This is a genomic window from Shewanella sp. 2_MG-2023 (assembly GCF_030548905.1).
Classification (GTDB): Bacteria; Pseudomonadota; Gammaproteobacteria; order Enterobacterales; family Shewanellaceae; genus Shewanella; species Shewanella electrodiphila.
In genome coordinates this window covers 137929-155682 of the sequence record NZ_JAUOSO010000001.1, presented here as the reverse complement: position 1 = coordinate 155682, position 17754 = coordinate 137929, and the positions used below count along the sequence as shown (strand labels likewise).

At 38.9% G+C, this 17754-nt stretch carries 17 protein-coding genes; 7 read left to right on the top strand and 10 right to left on the bottom strand.

What is annotated here, in order from left to right; genetic code table 11:
- Positions 1–194: 194 nt before the first annotated feature.
- From Q4600_RS00605 to Q4600_RS00595, 3 genes are all read right to left on the bottom strand, one after another.
- Positions 195–1598 (bottom strand): RsmB/NOP family class I SAM-dependent RNA methyltransferase, encoded by a 1404-nt coding sequence (locus Q4600_RS00605; RefSeq protein ID WP_303512703.1) that lies wholly within the window; start codon positions 1596–1598, stop codon positions 195–197.
- A gap of 277 nt (positions 1599–1875) precedes the next feature.
- Positions 1876–3234 (bottom strand): BamA/TamA family outer membrane protein, encoded by a 1359-nt coding sequence (locus Q4600_RS00600; protein WP_303512705.1) that lies wholly within the window; start codon positions 3232–3234, stop codon positions 1876–1878.
- A 414-nt stretch (positions 3235–3648) separates the two neighbouring features.
- Complete coding sequence (locus tag Q4600_RS00595) at positions 3649–4320, bottom strand: DUF2461 domain-containing protein (protein WP_229367535.1); 672 nt, start codon at positions 4318–4320, stop codon at positions 3649–3651.
- A 532-nt stretch (positions 4321–4852) separates the two neighbouring features.
- Here Q4600_RS00595 and Q4600_RS00590 point away from each other — a divergent pair.
- The 3 genes from Q4600_RS00590 to Q4600_RS00580 are packed head-to-tail and all read left to right on the top strand — an operon-like array spanning position 4853 to position 7204.
- Positions 4853–5284, top strand: a complete 432-nt coding sequence (locus Q4600_RS00590) for a RimK/LysX family protein (RefSeq protein ID WP_102529175.1) — start codon at positions 4853–4855, stop codon at positions 5282–5284.
- 4 nt (positions 5285–5288) lie between these two features.
- Entirely contained in the window at positions 5289–6194 is a 906-nt protein-coding gene (gene rimK, locus Q4600_RS00585; RefSeq protein ID WP_102529174.1) for a 30S ribosomal protein S6--L-glutamate ligase, read from the top strand.
- Positions 6194–7204, top strand: coding sequence for a succinylglutamate desuccinylase/aspartoacylase family protein (locus tag Q4600_RS00580; protein ID WP_303512716.1), 1011 nt, complete (start codon positions 6194–6196; stop codon positions 7202–7204). Before rimK ends, Q4600_RS00580 begins: the two co-directional genes overlap by 1 nt.
- A 103-nt stretch (positions 7205–7307) precedes the next feature.
- On the opposite strand, the gene Q4600_RS00575 is transcribed toward Q4600_RS00580, so the two are convergent.
- Positions 7308–9182 carry a winged helix-turn-helix domain-containing protein gene (locus Q4600_RS00575; protein WP_303512718.1) on the bottom strand — a complete coding sequence of 625 codons (1875 nt, stop codon included), beginning with the start codon at positions 9180–9182 and terminating at the stop codon, positions 7308–7310.
- A gap of 137 nt (positions 9183–9319) precedes the next feature.
- Between Q4600_RS00575 and Q4600_RS00570 the strand changes: the two genes are divergently transcribed.
- Together Q4600_RS00570 and Q4600_RS00565 are read left to right on the top strand one after the other, a co-directional pair.
- Positions 9320–10078 carry a sterol desaturase family protein gene (locus Q4600_RS00570; protein ID WP_303512720.1) on the top strand — a complete coding sequence of 253 codons (759 nt, stop codon included), beginning with the start codon at positions 9320–9322 and terminating at the stop codon, positions 10076–10078.
- Between the two features lie 75 nt (positions 10079–10153).
- Positions 10154–10834 carry a fumarylacetoacetate hydrolase family protein gene (locus tag Q4600_RS00565; RefSeq protein WP_303512722.1) on the top strand — a complete coding sequence of 227 codons (681 nt, stop codon included), beginning with the start codon at positions 10154–10156 and terminating at the stop codon, positions 10832–10834.
- A gap of 436 nt (positions 10835–11270) precedes the next feature.
- Here the strand turns inward: Q4600_RS00565 and Q4600_RS00560 are convergent, their stop codons facing one another.
- Positions 11271–11831, bottom strand: coding sequence for a CBS domain-containing protein (locus tag Q4600_RS00560; RefSeq protein WP_248954639.1), 561 nt, complete (start codon positions 11829–11831; stop codon positions 11271–11273).
- Positions 11832–12079: 248 nt separating this feature from the next.
- Between Q4600_RS00560 and Q4600_RS00555 the strand changes: the two genes are divergently transcribed.
- Positions 12080–12754 (top strand): flagellar brake protein, encoded by a 675-nt coding sequence (locus Q4600_RS00555; protein WP_303512726.1) that lies wholly within the window; start codon positions 12080–12082, stop codon positions 12752–12754.
- Between the two features lie 21 nt (positions 12755–12775).
- Here the strand turns inward: Q4600_RS00555 and Q4600_RS00550 are convergent, their stop codons facing one another.
- Both Q4600_RS00550 and Q4600_RS00545 read right to left on the bottom strand, forming a co-directional pair.
- The gene (locus Q4600_RS00550; RefSeq protein ID WP_303512728.1) at positions 12776–13195 is read right to left on the bottom strand and encodes an MmcQ/YjbR family DNA-binding protein; all 420 of its coding nucleotides are present in this window, start codon (positions 13193–13195) and stop codon (positions 12776–12778) included.
- 28 nt (positions 13196–13223) lie between these two features.
- Entirely contained in the window at positions 13224–13739 is a 516-nt protein-coding gene (locus Q4600_RS00545) for a hypothetical protein (RefSeq protein WP_303512731.1), read from the bottom strand.
- A gap of 190 nt (positions 13740–13929) precedes the next feature.
- On the opposite strand from Q4600_RS00545, the gene Q4600_RS00540 reads away from it, so the two are divergent.
- Positions 13930–14331, top strand: coding sequence for a PilZ domain-containing protein (locus Q4600_RS00540; protein ID WP_303512733.1), 402 nt, complete (start codon positions 13930–13932; stop codon positions 14329–14331).
- Between the two features lie 81 nt (positions 14332–14412).
- Here Q4600_RS00540 and Q4600_RS00535 read toward each other — a convergent pair whose 3' ends face one another.
- The 3 genes from Q4600_RS00535 to yghU form a co-directional block, all read right to left on the bottom strand.
- Positions 14413–14907, bottom strand: coding sequence for a CPBP family intramembrane glutamic endopeptidase (locus Q4600_RS00535; protein WP_241906465.1), 495 nt, complete (start codon positions 14905–14907; stop codon positions 14413–14415).
- A gap of 405 nt (positions 14908–15312) precedes the next feature.
- The gene (locus tag Q4600_RS00530) at positions 15313–16230 is read right to left on the bottom strand and encodes a LytTR family DNA-binding domain-containing protein (RefSeq protein WP_303512738.1); all 918 of its coding nucleotides are present in this window, start codon (positions 16228–16230) and stop codon (positions 15313–15315) included.
- A 334-nt stretch (positions 16231–16564) separates the two neighbouring features.
- On the bottom strand, positions 16565–17428 hold the full coding sequence (gene yghU / locus Q4600_RS00525; RefSeq protein WP_303512741.1) for a glutathione-dependent disulfide-bond oxidoreductase: 864 nt from the start codon (positions 17426–17428) through the stop codon (positions 16565–16567).
- Positions 17429–17754: the final 326 nt, after the last annotated feature.

Sequence of the window (17754 nt, the reverse complement as noted above, 5' to 3'; positions counted from 1 at the left end):
TGTGATAGCAATAGCAGGCTATTCTTATCACACAAGCGTATTGGCCAAAATAACCTTTAAGCACTTATACTCGTAAAAGTACTTATCACTAAGCACTTATCACTAAGCACTTATTACTAAGAACTTCTCACTAGCACTCAACACATAGCAGCTCATTACTTAGTACTTAGCACTTAACACATACCAACTAACATCTATCGCTTTACCATTCTCGCCACATACATGCCGTCTGAATTCGCTTCATTAGGCCACACTGTAACGTGTTTTTGTTGAGCTTGGGTGAATGGGTGTGTACTCAACACGAGATCAAAGCTTGGGTTGTGTTGTAAAAACTGCTCTACCACTTGTTCGTTTTCTATCGGTGATAATGAGCAAGTGGCATATACGAGGTGCGCGCCTGTTTTAACGGCTTTTGAACTACGAGACAATATATCAAGCTGTAGTTCTGATTTATTATCTACGCAGCTTCTATCATCAATCCAACGCATGTCAGGGTTTCTACGCCAAGTGCCTGTGCAGCTGCATGGAGCATCCACTAAAACACCATCAAAACTGTTAGCGTCGACAGGTAAGTCGTCGCTTTTCCAGCGTGCAACAGTAATGCCTTTGAAGTTTGCTCTTTTGGCGCGTTTTTTAAGCTCTTCTAACGCTTTTGAGCGAATGTCCGAAGACACAATAGAGCCGGTTAGTATGGCTATTGAATTTGAACTTAAATTTGAGCTCGCATTTTGTAGCATAAGCGAATGAAGCTGTAAGGTTTTCCCGCCTGCGCCACTGCAAGTATCCCACCATTTATCATCAGCCTTTGGCTGGCAAGTATTGCCAATCACTTGCGAAGCTAAATCTTGTATTTCAACTTGGCCTTGCTTGTATAATGCGACGTCATTGAGGTTAATACTTTTATTGCCAAGACTTAATGCATCAGCAAAGTATTCACTAGCACTGGCATCTATCCCTGCTTGCTGTAACTGCTTTACTGCGACTTGGGTATCAATATTTTGTGCTCTTGCCCATATCGGTGGGCGAGAGCTCATTGCCTCGATGAGCTGTATTTTCTGTGACTCATCACTTATCGGGCACACTTCCCAAAACCAATCTGGTAATAGTTGTGATTCACTGAAAGCAACAGGGTTATAAATGCTGGCCATTAACTGTGTTTTTTCAACGACTGTGTAAGTGTTTACTTCAGTTATAGGTTCAGCAGCACTGTTTAACTGTTCATTCAGCACATTATTAATAATGTCTAACTGAGAAGGGGATAATTGGCCAAACTGCTGCCATGCCTCAGCAAAGCTTCGCCAAGTATGTAATTCTAGAATGGCACAACTACTGAGCATTTTGAACCATGTTTGCTCATCATGTTGCGAGCCTAACTGCTTAAGCCAACCCCACCAACGAAATAACCCGAATAAGGTTTCACGTATCACCCTGCGATCTTTTGAACCATGCTTTTTATGCTCACGGAAGTAATTGGCCACAATCCTATCCGCAGGCATTTTAGTGTCTAATACTTCATCAAACAGTTTTTTGATGGTCGCTGAATAACTTAGGGCTCTTTTTTCAGCGGGTGTATTGGCTTGGATATCTGCTTGGTTCATGGTTCACTCAAGAAAGGAATGAGGCGTTTACTCGGCCGCATATCAATAAAATAATAGGTGAGTTTAACATGGCTAATAGAGTGGATTAAAGTTATCGCTGAGATTATGTCGAGCTTAATAAATTTGGTGGAAAAACAAGCCACCTTTATTGTTAGATGACTGTGTTTTCGGTTATGTATTAGGTCCGTTTTAGCTTGCGTTCAAGCTAGGGAACAGGACAGAACTCATTCAAGGCCTTAATGACATACCTTAATCATAGAAATATATGCCAATAAAATTAAAAAGGATGATCGACCATGACCCACGCATTAGTGCTTTCATCTGATTGGGCAACATCAAGTCTTACAACAATCCCTGCGGTTAATGCTCTTAGTGATACGCCATAATCGTATTTCATGTCAGTCAGTAGCTCATCGCTAGTGTAAGACTCACCTACACGCCCAGCTTCAACAAAACCAACCAATTGGAACCAGTCTAAACGAAGAAACTTGAGCCAGTTAACGTCTTCAATCGGATTGTATTTCAGGGTGTAACGGTACTCAGCACTGCCATAAATCACTGCTTTATCATGGAAACGTTTATTATCAAATCCGCGCATGCGATAAAAACCACCTAAGGTTGCTCCTTCGCTGTAAGGTGCGTTATTGGTAACAATTCTTCCACCTTCATCGTCGTATTCAAGCTCCCAGGTGGGCGAATAGCCTGTCCAAAAATTTAATGCAAGAATACGCTGCGATGCGTAATCCGATTCACCAAATGAAAAGTATTTACTGGCTTCAAACTCAATAAAGGTCCATTGCTTTTCTGATTCGAACCAACCTGCGTCATGAGAGATAGCGACATACTGTTTACTACCGTAACTGGGGTTGATTGAAAAATCAGTGTTGTCGTATAAAAGCCCTAACTCAATAGCGTGAATTGCGCCATCAAGCTCACCATCATCAAGCTCAAAACTTTCGTAGCGGTTAAATTGCCTTAGCACGGCAACAGTAGCGCCTGATTCCATCGGATTCCACACACTGCCTCCAGTGGGCTCAGAGGTGAGTAAGCCTCTAGTTAAGTCATAGGTCACAGTGCTTTTATCACGGGTTGCGCCAATAGGAAGCGTGTATTCAATTTTTATATCCCACCAATTTGAGGCGCCATCCGCTTGCAGAAATTGCTCATTGGATGAGTCATTGCTGCCTGGCAATGGTGTTCCAATTGGAATGTATTCACCAGCTCCGCCAGCATAGGCTTTTTGTTGCGGGTAATAGCCCATAAAGCCGACTAGGCTCATAAAAAATCGGTCTGTTTTAGGTAAACGATAATTCCAAACACCAGCGCCCGCACCATAACTGACATCGCCGCCATAGACGGTACCACCAATGGTCATTTGCTCTTGATGGTAACCACTTACCATGGCGCCCACGCCCAAATTTAATCCCATAGAGTCAGTGCTAAATACGTAAGGAAGGATCAGTTTCTCAACCCCTGTATCTTTGGTTTCGACGCGATTAACTGCTGATTTGACGTTTGCAGGTGCTGCTATGGCAGAAGGTTGGGTCAATAGCGCGGTAAAGGCTATTAGGCTGATGAAAAAAATGTGCTGCTGAATCGCTATCGCTTTGGCGGTACTGAGGTATTGTTTCATCATCTACTAGCCTTGTCGTTTCTTCGAACATACAAGCTATCGAGTTCAAAGGGGAGAGTTCTAAGGAAGTGTTTTGTTGATTATTTGTTTCTATTACATTGAATAATATAGATTGTTATATCGGAAAGATACAGCTTAGAAATCAATTATCGCCACGTAGCAACACAGTGTGACAATGTTTGAATAGTCGGCGGAATTTACGAAGTTTAGTTAGCCGTATAAATGATCGTAAACACATTAAAGTAAAGTCGAAATTGCTCACTCCCTCTTTTAATAAGCTTTTATTCCCTTGTATATAAAGGAAAAAGTATATTAAAGAAAAAGAATATTAAAGAATAAGTACATTAAAGCAGGAGCATATTAAAAACTGAATGGCTCGGTGCTCCATATTGGATTTCACCGAACCGAATCGTTAATTTAAAAATCTAAATCGAGTGCAAAGCAAAGGTAGCTCATCAAGTTGATGGTCTTGTTAAATTCTTGGGCGCAATAATCGACAAAATCATTAGCGCAAACTTGTTCAATTGTAATGGGCTTTATAGCAATAAAATCCTTACGCTTTAGTTCCTCAATAAGAGGGTGCGCTTTATCAAAACCTCGTGGTGGCCTTACTAAGCTATCACCAGATAATTCAAACCCAGCTTTTTCTAACGCTAGTAAGGCTTTTTGATAGCCGTTAGGGTTTTCATCAATACAATGTCTAATTGCATTTAATGCCTTTGATTCAGGATGCCAAATGCCAGCAGCAAGAAAACAGCCATCATTAGCTAAGTGTAAATATAAGCCTGGAGCATGAACATCTTTACCCTGAAAGTGTCTAAACTGAATGCCAACATTCAACTTATAAGGGCTTTTGTCTTTACTAAAACGGCTGTCTCGTTGGGGGCGCATCATGCTGCCGCCCACTTTTTTAGGGACTGCGGTTAGGCGAGGGGACAAATTTAAAATCGGACCCTGCATTGCTTCGATAAATTTAAGTGTAGGGGTTCTGACTTTGTCTTCATAATCTTGTTGGTTGGCTTTAAACCATTCACGATCATTGTTATTGGCAAGTAAGGTGAGAAAATCGAAACTTTGCTGAGTATACATAACAAGTCCTAAAAATGATGAAGGTAAAGTGTGCCATAAAGGCATTGAATTTCAATCTATGATTAGCTTTACCTCGACAATATATGACCTTAACTTGCTATATTCAGTTGATGTATACGAGTAGCAATAATAAAGGCTGACCTATGCCTAAACTCATACTCGAATGAGATGATTTATGTTGAGTGTTAAAACATCAAATTTAAGTTATAGGTGTACTTTTTTAGGAAATATATAAAGTTAGCTGCTACTTTTGGCGCTTTGAGAATATAGCGTTAATAAGGTTAGCGACTGTTGGTGATAGTTTTTTTATATCATTTGTATTTTTTTAGTAGTATTTTTAATCTTTAGGAGTATTATGCGCTTCCAAACTGATTGAGAGTAATTTTTTAACTCGATATTAACTCTGTTAAATTGTTGTTTTGGCTTAAGTTGATGATGCTTGAACGGTGATATTACCTAACAAACTCATTTATTCTACTCTAGCTTTTCTAATTTAACGCTATTAAACAAGGTTCTGTAAAAAGGCTTGAACATGACAAAAAATGCATTACAAATTCTTGGCTGGTGTGAATGGGCGACGTTTCCTGAACTTGGCAATGAACGGATCAATATGAAAGTTGATTCCGGTGCTAAGACGTCATGTTTACACGCTTTCAGGATTAAACCGTTTACAAAAGCAGGTGAAGACTGGATTAAAGTCTGGTTTCACCCAGAGCAAGAGTCAGATAGAGAATTGATTTGTGAGTTTGCAGTGTTTGACCGTCGCCATGTAAAAGATTCAGGTGGTCATATTACTCATCGCTATGTCATTAAAACGCCAATCATTATTGGCGAACAACAATTTGATATTGAACTCACGCTTACACAGCGTGACAACATGCAATTTAGAATGCTATTAGGTCGCAGAGCACTAGCTGGACGCTACTTAGTTGACTCATCAGCATCATACTTAACAGGAGCCTAAGCCCATGCGCATTGCCATTATGTCTCGAAACGGGAATTTATATTCAACTCGTCGCCTTCGAGAAGCTGCGGTTGCTCGCGGTCATGATGTTCAAATCATCGATCCGTTAGCATGTTATATGAACATTAATATGATGGCGCCAAGCATTCATATGCGTGGTGAAGAGTTGCCTACATTTGATGCTGTTATTCCGCGTATTGGCGCATCAGTGACATTTTACGGTACAGCAGTATTACGTCAGTTTGAAATGATGGGTGTACACCCCTTAAATGAATCGGTAGCCATTTCTCGCTCGCGGGATAAATTACGTTCATTACAATTGTTGTCACGTAAAAACATCGGTTTACCAGTGACTGGTTTTGCTAATAAGCCTGCAGATGTACCTGATTTATTAGACATGGTTGGCGGTGCCCCTTGCGTGATTAAACTGCTAGAAGGTACCCAAGGTATTGGCGTTGTTTTAGCTGAAACCCGTAAAGCGGCTGAAAGTGTGATTGAAGCTTTTATGGGCCTTAAAGCCAATATCATGGTGCAAGAATATATTGAAGAGGCTGGTGGTGCTGATATTCGTTGTTTCGTTATTGGCGATAAAGTGATTGCAGCAATGAAACGTCAAGGCGCTGAAGGCGAGTTTCGCTCTAACCTGCATCGAGGCGGCAGCGCTACAGTTGTTAAGTTAACACCTGAAGAACGTTCAACTGCAATTCGAGCAGCTAAAACCATGGGGTTAAATGTGGCTGGTGTAGACATTTTACGTTCAAAACATGGCCCTTTAGTGATGGAGGTTAATTCATCTCCGGGGCTTGAAGGCATAGAGCAATCAACGGGTATCGACGTGGCTGAAAAAATTATTCAGTTTATTGAGAAAAATGCCAAGCCAAGCAGCACCAAAACCAAAGGTATTGGTTAATGGCGCCAAAGCGTGAAGCGTTTACCATTGGTGAGTTTAGTATTGATGCTGGCACACGTGCCAGTATCAAACTGCCCGCAGCAAAATTGTATAACGACACGCCTTTAGAGCTGCATGCTGAAGTGTTTCATAGTAAAAAGCCTGGCCCTGTGCTGTTAGTGTGCGCCGCCATTCATGGTGATGAGTTAAATGGCATTGAGATATGCCGCAGGTTGATTGATAAGATGAGCATCAGAACCTTAACGGGGACTTTGGTGGTTGTTCCTATCGTCAATGTGTTTGGCTTTATTCATCAGTCTCGTTATCTGCCAGATAGACGCGATTTAAATCGCTGTTTTCCTGGTAGTGCGAAAGGGGCGCTTGCGAGTCGTTTAGCACATTTGTTTTCGAGCGAGTTGATTTCAAAAGCCACTCATATTGTTGACTTACACACTGGTGCAATCCATCGTGATAATTTCCCGCAGATCCGTTGTGATACTGATGATGAAACAATGATGGCAATGGCGACGGCGTTTGGTGCGCCAGTGATCATGGACTCTAAGTCTGTAAAAGGCTCAATGCGTGGCTACGCTAATGACAAAGGTATTGCCTGTATTTTATATGAAGCTGGAGAAGCACTGCGTTTTAGCGAGCTGTCGATAAAATCGGGTGTCACAGGTGTGCTTAACGTGATGCGCTATTTAGGCATGCTAAGCAGTAAGCTTAAACCCACCGCTTCGATTAATGCCAGTCGAAGCTATTGGTTAAGAAGTGAAGCGGATGGCTTAGTGAATGTGAAACGTAAAATTGGCTCTCGGGTAAGCAAAGGTTGCTTGCTGGCTAATGTGGTCAACCCGTTTGGCGGCGAAGTAACCGAATTAAGATCGCCAACTGATGGCATCATTATTGGACTGACAAACATTCCAGTTGCCAATGAAGGTGAGGCGCTGTTTCATATTGCGCAGTTTGTTGGTGATGATATTGAAATTGCTAACGAGCACTTAGACGAGTTTATTTCGACTTACGCTTAACAGAATTACCTAGGATTAATCCTTTATGAGCCACTGATTAGTTATTTCTATTCAGTGGCTTATTGCTATATGCGAACAAATAACGCTATTGGTTGCTTATTAGCTATTGAGGATACTTTTTAATAGATTCATCATCTAAACCTACCTTTTTTAGGATAACTTTAAATCTCTTTTCCTGATGGTATTTAACTAATCTCGGATCGTTTCTACTAAATATAAGACAATTTGATTGATGGTAAACCGCATCTTCAAGGTACTGAAACATTAATTCTTTGTCGTCTAACAAGGCATAGACAACAGCTGTTTCATAAGGACAAACATATTGGTCCATTGATTGAGCTTGCGCGACTAAATTAAGTGCTTTAGAACCAAAATTTGATGCTGCATAGGACTGTGCTAATAATACGAGAGGTAATGAGTCGTTGAGACTTAAAGAGACTCCCTGTTCAGAAAGTTTGATACTTTCTTGTCCCTGTTGATTTATATATTTTGCGACCGCTAAACTTAATAAAGGATAAGGTTGTTCAGGAAGTAATCGATGCTTTTCTGTTCCCCAGGCTATAGCACCCTCTATATCATTAACCATCATTAACGCCCACATCCCCCATTCTGCAATTTCTAAATTAAGGGGGTCAAGGGTATTGGCAGACTCTAATGCTTGCTTCAACTTTTTTTTATTTCCCAATGCTGCGTAATATAATGCAAATCCTAGTTCGGTCGTCGCTAAGTCTGGTTGAAGTTGTTTAGCCTTATTTAACATGTTCCAAGCTTCTTGCCATTGCCAGTTATGTACGTAAGCTAAACCCAATGATGAAAGCACTTGTGCTGAGTCTGGTTTAATTGCAAGAACTTGTAAGGATGAACTGATCACATCGGGCATGACTTTTTTTGGGGATTTAAAAAATGTCATTAATAGCCTGTAAGCATCTGACTTTGCTTTGTAAGCTTGGACGAACTTAGCGTCTAGTTCAATGGCCTGATTAAACATTGTAATCGCTTGCTCTGTGGAGGAAAGCGTCATTTTTGACAAGGCGTGCTGCCCTTTAATGTAAAACTGATAGGCTTGCATATTTTCGGTTGGCGGTGATGCTAGTTGCTTTTTTTGTTGTGAAAGTACCATAACTTTCAATGTGTCTGAGACCAATGTTGCTATTTTTGCCTGCACAGCAAATATATTGAGACTATCCGAGCTGATGTCAAAATCATTTACCCAGATGAGTTCCTTTGTTTGAATGTTCTCAAGTTCAACAGTTACACGTACTTGACCATTGACACTCTCGCTCACAGCACCGTCTAATACATATTCTATTTGAGGTAGTTTGTTCAGAATATGACTTCGAATTTTATTATTGCTAAAGGTGGAGGAAGTTGGTGGTGGGAGAGTCGTAATACCCTCAATTTTTCTGAGATCTTGAATGATTTCTCGGGTCATTTGTTCGGTAAAAGGCACCCAGTTTTCATTGTTCGTAATTGTTGAGAAGGGCACAACTAACAGTATTGGCGCGTGACTTTTTGTGCCGGTTTTTTGATAGTAAAACCAGAAAGTAAGGGTTATCACGGTGACTAATAATATCATTAGCCATTCCCACTTACGATGGTAGAGAGTGGCCAGTATAGGTACTTTATTGCTTAAACTAGAAGGTTGTACGTTAAATGATATTTGCTTTGGGTTTTCTTCAATTTGAGCTATAAACTGATAACCTCTTGAGCGTATTGTGTTGATAATTTGCTGCCTTTCACCATCATCACCTAATACATTGCGAGCGGTTTTAATATGGTTACTTAAGGTCGTATCTGAAACTTCTCTATTTGCCCAAATATTTTGAAATAACTCATCTCTTGAAATAACCCTTTGGCGATTCTCAATTAAGTATACGATCAAATCGAATACTTTAGGCTCTACAGCAATAACGTTCCCATCAATGCGGATTTCGAATTGAATGAGATCGATTTCTGTTTGGTTATATCGATAAATCACAATGAGTTTTCATCCTGAATCTGTTTGTCGACAGAAATGTGAACAAATAATTAGCTAAAGATTATCCAATCTTCATGTTGTTTAGCACCGCTAATTAATACTAGAAGTTCAATTTGCCAGTGAAAAGGACGAACACTATGCCGACATTAACTGAACTTATTCTAGATCCCGTATCGCTCACACTGCTAGCTATATACGGCACATTAATTGTGATTGAAATTAGCTTCCCTGCACGAAAACTGCCGAAAGTGACGGGTTGGATCCCGATATCTTTAGCCGTATTTAGTTTTTATTTTTTGCTATCTAGCTACCTGCCATTATTGATTGACCCATACTTAAAACCGTTTCAGATAGCTAATTTAGATGACCGGAACTCTTTTCTTGGTACTATTTTCGCCATCTTAATTTTCGAGTTATTGATTTATATTTGGCATAAGGCAATGCATAAACATAAAAGCCTGTGGCGAATATTTCACCAGATGCATCATAGTGCTGAGCGGCTTGATAGTTTTGGCGCTTTTTACTTTAGTCCCTTCGACATGATTGGCTTTACTTTGATTGGAAGTATAGCTCTGAATATCTTTGTTGGGTTATCGCCAGAAGCAACAACTTGGTTTTTTTATAGCACTATGGTGTTAGCTATTTTTCCTCACCTCAATATTAATACACCCCAATGGCTCGGGTATATCATACAAAGGCCTGAAAGCCATTCAGTGCACCATGAAAAAGGCGTGCATGCTTTCAATTATTCTGATTTACCCATCTTTGATATGATTTTTGGCACGTTCAATAATCCTAAAACGTTTGCTAAGGAAATTGGTTTTTTTGATGGAGCTTCGAGAAAACTGCCACAGATGTTAACGTTTCAAGATATAAACTCATTGAAAAGTAAATAAAGATGACTTTTTATAGGTGGTTTTTATGTTTGTATTTCAATAATATAAAGCTGAATGCAATGATAAGGATGCTAAGTGACATTACAAGTAATTGAACAAGATGAGGGTGAAGCATCTTTTACCCCGTCTAAAATCGTATGCGTAGGGCGCAACTACGTCGATCATATCAAAGAGTTAGGCAACGAAATCCCCTCAGATATGGTGGTATTTGTTAAACCGAACTCAGCTATTGGTCAAAGTCTGCCGTCATTTATACAAGAGCCGATTCATTATGAAACAGAGCTTTGCTTTAAAGTGGAAAATGGTCAGTTTGCTGCAGTAGGGCTTGGGTTGGATCTTACTAAACGTGCTTTACAATCAAGCCTTAAAAGTCAGCAATTACCCTGGGAGCGTGCTAAGGCATTTGACGGCTCAGCAATATTTAGCCAATTTATCAGTTTATCGACATCATCACTCAAGGCGAATGCGAGTTTTTGCTTTATGCTCACGATTGATGATGAACTGATTCAATTAGGCCATAGTGATTTGATGATGTATTCGGTTGATCAGATCCACCGTTCTATTAGCGAGTTTATGTCATTGGTTGATGGTGATATTGTGATGACTGGTACCCCAAAAGGAGTCGGTGAGGTCACTAAAGGCGCAGTTTTTGAAATGAAGCTTTGGCCTGGCATTGAATACCATTCTTATGAGCAATTATTAGCAGACGTTAACAAAGCTCAACCTATGATATGTCAGTCATGGGTCGCAGAATAGTTTGATTTAATTTAGCTGGCACGATAGCCCATGTTTGCGTGCGCCTAACTGATGTTGATTGTTGTTATAGCGCTTAAAAGTTTGCAATCACCTGTTATGACACTCATAACAGATATTGTTGTTTTAGCTGAAGATATAAAGGGCAAGGTTGAAAGCCTAGCTATTGCCGCCCATAAAAGTGTAGCAAAGTGGTGAGTGTAAGTTTGGGTTTACTTCATGTACGCCGCAAAAGATCACTGCGCAGATATCTGATTGAAAAGGCTGAAACTGAGCGATATTAACCTAAGAAAACAGGCAAAATCGATGTTGATGATTATGTATGAACACCAATTATGCCGTTAGCGATATTTAATTATAAATCTTATGGTAATGCCTAATAACTAATAACTAATAACTAATAACTAATAACTAATAACTAATAACTAATAACTAATGTCTAATTCGATTGGGCAAATATCTGGCTAAACGATGGGCGCTTGTGAATTTCTATAGGTTGATTGAGCTTTCTTGCCAGATCACTTGCTGCAATTAATCCTCTGATGTGATGCAATTCTTGATCAATTACCAGCATGTGGTGAAGGTTATTCTCTTGCAGTAATCGAACAATATCACTCACTTTTGCAGTTGATATTTGATTGTAATCAAAAGCTTGTAGTTCTTCTCTTGGCACCATAATTTCAGTTACCAATAACTCATCAATCGTTAAAGAGAGACGCTTAGCTGTGAGCATCAGATTGTGATGAGATAGTTCTTGTTGGGTAATGATACCCAGAAATTTATCATTTTTATCCACGACCAAGCGCATATATGCGTGAGTTTTTTCCATGATTTTAGCAGTACCAACTGCACTGGTAGAGGCATCAACAATGATGGGTCTAGATACATCAAAATCAGTAAAAATCTCTAAAGCTGAAGAGTCTAAATTGGGTGTTGTTGACTCTGATGACCATAAAAGGTGATCGATAGATGCTGTACTAAATAATTCTAAATTTCTCATGTGTTTTGTTCCGTTACGCTATGTAAACGGCTTAGGTTACTGAAAGTAGCGACCGCTATTATTCAGGATTGGTGCAACGTCCTTTATATGTTTAACATCAAAAAACCTTAACCTTGTGTTAATAACAATAGACCTGTGGATGCAAGTGAAGCAAGTACATGAAGAACATTTAATTTAGGTTAAGCTACTGTTGTGTATGTTAAATTTTGTGCTAACATTCTAGTGGGTAATAACGCAAGGACGACAAAATGCCGACCAAACAAATCACTAGCAAAGATGGATTATCGAAGGAGTTTAAGTATTTACTGGCAGGCACGTCAGTTAATATTGATATCGTCAGTCCAGCAGGGCAGAAAGGTCGGTTTAGAACCATTTTTATAGGCTACTTACCTGAGCAATTTATATTAATTCAATTTCCTGACTCTAATAAATTAGGTAACTTTGGCCAATATTTTGTTCAGGGGAGTGAAGTCATTGTTAGAGGGCTAGTTGAAGGTCACGAAGCATCTGTTATTGCATTTTCATCAACAATAAAACAAACCTTGAGCACGCCAACAAGAATGATGGCACTTAACTTTCCTGATAAAATGATCATTCATAATTTGCGTTCGACTAAACGTGTGTTAACAGAGCTCACCGCAAGTATAAAAATAAAAGAGGAGTCTTGGGGAGCACAGTTAACAGATGTCTCACTGACAGGCTGCCACGTAGAAGTCAGTGAAGGGGGGCAAGATGAACTTGTCGAAGGTGAAACTATTAATATTTATGTTGATGGAGATGATGAACCCCAAATCTCACTCATAGCCCGTATTTGTAACGCAAAAACTTCAGAAGAAGGGATTAAATTAGGCTGTCAGTTTATTAGCGAACAAGATAAACAGGTAGAAAAACTGGTTCATATAGCTCTCTTAGCTGAAAAGTAATTAGTTAAGAAAGAATCTAGATTACATGTGAAGCAATATCGATGTTTGTTCTTTTTTAGCCATCTTACTGACTACTAACATAAATGAATTATCAATTATCCTTTCTAACTCACCAGCGGGCACTAGATTAATTGGTGCAGAGTTATTTGCAACTGAACTTTCTATTATTCTCTGATTTTCAACATCATTTGGGTAATAAACTGAAATCCAGTGTTTTTTATCCATGTGATAACCAGTGGTAATTGAGTTGAAAATATCCCGTAAAGCACAAGATTCATCAGGATCGCATTTAAGGTTAATCATCAAAGCATTCTTACGCCAGCCAACTAATGCAAACATTTTCGAGTTTACTTTAAATACATGGGCTCCTTCGCCAAAAGGAAAGCTTTCTGTAGTGAATGGCTTCGAGAGTAAATAGGCTCTAACTTGATCAAACTCCATAATATATTCCAAAATTTAGCTGATTAGATTATTTCCTAAGTGATATATCACCGCTTATTACATTAAGGTACTCACCGTTTATCGTAACCAGTTTAGCTTCAATATGCATCGACATAGGGAACTTTATATCAGGTTGTTTTATTAACACCTGTGCATAGGTACGGTAATGATTAGAGAGCATATAAAACTGGCCGTCTACTTCACAATCTAAGTAAAAATTCTTTTCACTTAAATTTATATTTTCTAGCAGGTTATTTGAACTAAACATATGCTCTTCGGTAGTGATGATATTGCAATAATCATCACTATTTATATCAGTGAATTTAAATGTAAGAGCAGGTTTTCCTGCAAGTTCAGTACTATATCCCCCTATATATTTTTCAAGATTAATCGTAGTAGCATAGATGCTACTTGAATAAATAGAGCATAATATAATCAGTAAGTTAACATAAGAGTGAATACGAAAGGTTGTAATTAACGGAGCCTCTGTATTGAATGAAGGGAATTCAATAAAACCTAAATTTAAGTTTGTTAATTGCTTCATAAGATACTCCCTCTCTGACTAAATTAGCACCGTACACTCGCTTTAAATCATGATAGTTGATATTCACAATGCGGTTTTACATAAGTTAAATCAATCTCAAGTAAATCAACCGGAGCTAAATCAATAAAGAAGGTGATTATTTGTTGATAATTATTATGGGTTTTAAGTACGGTTTAACTTGAAGGGTAAAATGATCATTCATAATTTGCGTTCGACTAAACGTGTGTTGACAGACTTATCAATGAAAATTTGCACTACAACTGTTCAATTATCTGGGTCAATGACAGATGTTTCTTTATCAGGGTGCCAGCTTGAACTGGAGCAGCAAAAGAAAGGATTAAATGAAGGTGAAGAAATCGTCATAGAAGTCGCTGAAAACGAGCAAGAGACCATCAGGGTAAAGGCAAGGATTTGCAATGTGAAGCCCTCGGATGATGGCACCGCATTGGGGTGCCAGTTTTTGAATGAACAAGAAACTGAAATAGAGAAAATTGTTCATATGGCATTAATATGGCAGAACAATAATTATCTCAATTTGGCATCATTGATTAACTTGCGTTACACGCTAAGTTATTTTGCAAAAATAGCCTAATGCTTAGGTTTAACAGTATTAGGCTGCGAGTCATTGTTTTATCGTTTAATTAGCTGATTTTACTGTATTAGCTTAGCTATATTAGCTTTTCCAGAGGCGCTGTTTTGTCACCGCTCTTGGCTTTCCTTTTTTTATTAACCAATAAACGTAAACAAGGCTCAAAACAATGGTTAGGCCTTTAAATATGTTGGCGCTAGCTTCTCCCATTGCACCACCTGACATACCAAAAATACCGTAAGTGGCGTTCATAAAAAGATGCATCCACATAGGGTACCAAATGCTGTAACCACACTCACAATAGAGCCAAGCAAACCAAGAACCAGCGACAGCCATAAAAGCAAACAACATCAATGCAGATATGACATCATGGCTTTGGTAAAGGTGTCCAAAACCAAAAATCAGTGAAGTGGTTATTGCTGCAGGAATAAAGCCCCATTTACAAACCCGAAATAGTAGACCAAATAAAATGGCTCTAAAAATAATCTCTTCAAACAATGCAGGGTAAACCGATCCTGTTATTACTGCCGCGATAGATAGGTTTAAGTCTGTCGATAAATAAGCGTAACCGAGCGTCATAGGAACGCAACATAATAAGGCGGAGGTTAAGTAGCAGTCTTTGCGATCAGAATTGAGCCCTAACACGGCTAAAACAGGCTCATCTCGAAAGATGTACAAAGTGAAAAAAACAAAAGGGCCGTAGATAAAAAGCCATCTGGTTAGTGAGTGCAGAACATAAGAATGGTTATCTAAAGCTAGTAGTGTTTCTGTCCATGTTTCACCCCATAAATTTCTTATCAATAAATGGCTACAAATGAATGCCGCCAACAAAAGTGTTGCTCTGATTTTATTTGTCATCTTCTACCCAGTCGTCATTTAGTGTTTATCGAATGACAGTGTTAACAACGAGTGAGTAAGTCACAATACTTTTGGGATTAGCTTAAAATTTTAGTGGTGAAACCTGTCGAATAGGGACGAATAACATTAACTAGGGGCGAGTGACAAAGCGGTTTTAATTACAGCAATATATGATCGAGACACAGGAACGATAACGTCACTAAACTGCATTGTTAGTTTTAAACCATTGGCATTTCCGTGGAATGATTTCACGTGTGATAAATTTACCCCGTAAGAGCGATGGCATCGAACAATATCGCTATCGTGTGGTAATTGTTCTAGCGCTTTAATCAGTGTCATGCGCAGTAAGTTAACAGTCGCTTGGTTGTCTTTTATTGTAATGATTTCACAGTAGTTATCGGCTGATTTGATCAAAATAATATCGGCTAAGCTGACAGATAAAAAGTCTGACTTGTTCTCGCCCGTTATTTGAATGACAACAGAATTATCGGTTGTTTTTTGGGCTTTATCTTCTGTTAACGAAGCTTTTGTTAACCGAGAATTTGTTAACTGAGTATCTGTTGATTGAGTATCAGTTAAGCGAGAATTAGATAAAGGGGCAGATGGAGTGGGTTTACTCGTTGATGTCACATTATTATTGTTACGAAAATACATAATCGAAACTGGAAATATCGCAATAGTCGATACGTAAAATACAAATATCAGCTGATTTTCCCAGTGCCAACTATCATAAACGGCAACAACGAAATAGCTATGATTGAACAGCGCTGCGATTGTGATGTATAGGCTAATGATTAATAGAGGATAAGGTTTTATTTTGGCTCTATGGTGAGATAAGGCTATCTCAATCATCCCTGCAATAAAGACGGCTAGGAATGTGGCAACGCCATAGCCTGCTAAGCGTAGGTATTTAAATGATAACTCTGACTCATAAGTGCCAAAAGGCTGAAAGACACATAAGATCAGCACTGTAATACTGGCAGTTAGCAAAGCCCGTTTTTGTAAAGTAATGCGAGAGTTTAGTGAGTCGTTCAACCAAAACATGAAAGATATTCTAATGATAAACTTTACAAAACACTAACATAAAACTATCTCTAAGAGAAAATCAAAGACGGTTGAAATGAATTCCCTTCTAAGTTAAAAACTTAGCGAGTGTCAGTGATGTTTAGGGGCATATAACGTGAACTTATTCAATGTGTGTATTGGCCAACTAATATTGAGTTATTCCTTGAACATCCTTGCTTTATTATGTCTTTTAAAACGACAAAGTAATTACTTTGCCGTCTTAGCACTCTGTCACTATTTAACCCTTGAAATGGTGAACCTATCTAATAGGGTTAAAGTGGTGAAGCTTGTTTTAATTTATAACATCTAAACTTTAGGTTTTAGGTTTTAGGTTTAATGCCTTATCAATATCTTCAGCGCTATTGCGGTTAGGGACTTGTTCCCATTCTTCTCCCCATGAACGGTTCACAATTCTTCCGCGCTCTACAGCAGAGCGCTGCTCTATCTCTTTTGCCCAGCGAAGTAAGTTAGGATAACTTTCCACATCCAAAAATTCAGCGGCATCGTAGAGATTACCTAAGACTAAATTGCCATACCAAGGCCAGGTAGCAATATCGGCAATACTGTATTCGTCGCCTGCAAGATACTGATTATTTGCCAGTTGCTTATCTAATACATCTAGCTGTCTTTTGGCTTCCATTGAAAAGCGATTAATTGGGTATTCAAATTTTTCAGGCGCATAGGCATAGAAATGGCCAAAGCCACCACCAAGATAAGGTGCAGAGCCTTGAAGCCAAAATAGCCAATTCATTACTTGAGTACGACTCGCTAGTTCTTTAGGTAAAAAGTGACCAAACTTTTCAGCCAGATAAACTAAAATAGCACCAGACTCAAAAACATTAATAGGTTCATCCGTGGTGTTGTCGAGTAATGCAGGGATTTTAGAGTTAGGATTGACTGCAACAAAGCCTGAAGAGAATTGATCACTTTCGCCAATATTAATGATATAAGCATCATACTCGGCTTCAGTTACTCCAGCTGCCAGTAGTTCTTCAAGCATGATAGTGATTTTCTGTCCGTTAGGCGTGCCCAAAGAGTAAAGCTGCAGAGCATGCTTACCTTTAGGCAGCGCTTTATCAAAACGGGCACCAGAATCAGGTCGATTGATACTTGCCCATTTTCCACCATTTTCATCTTCCATTTTCCAAACTTTAGGCGGAGTGAATTCGTTCGTCATTGTAAAACCTCATTAATTTGACACTAGCTAAAAGATTACCATCAATGCTTTTATCTAGCTTCTGCCGACTGGGATACATTTCTCGTGCTATGTAAAAGATATTAGGGCAAAACTAAAATAAAAAAGTGTAGGACGAAAAATAGATTAGCAGAATTGGTTATTAATAAGGGAAATTTAGAATAATGAAACGCTGTGAACTGGGAGGATAACCGAGTCAATAATATGAGAGATGATTGGAGGGTGAAAAGTAACAATTGCTTGATATTAATACTTAACACCCACACCTAACACCCATAATAAAAATCCATACTCGATACCCATATATA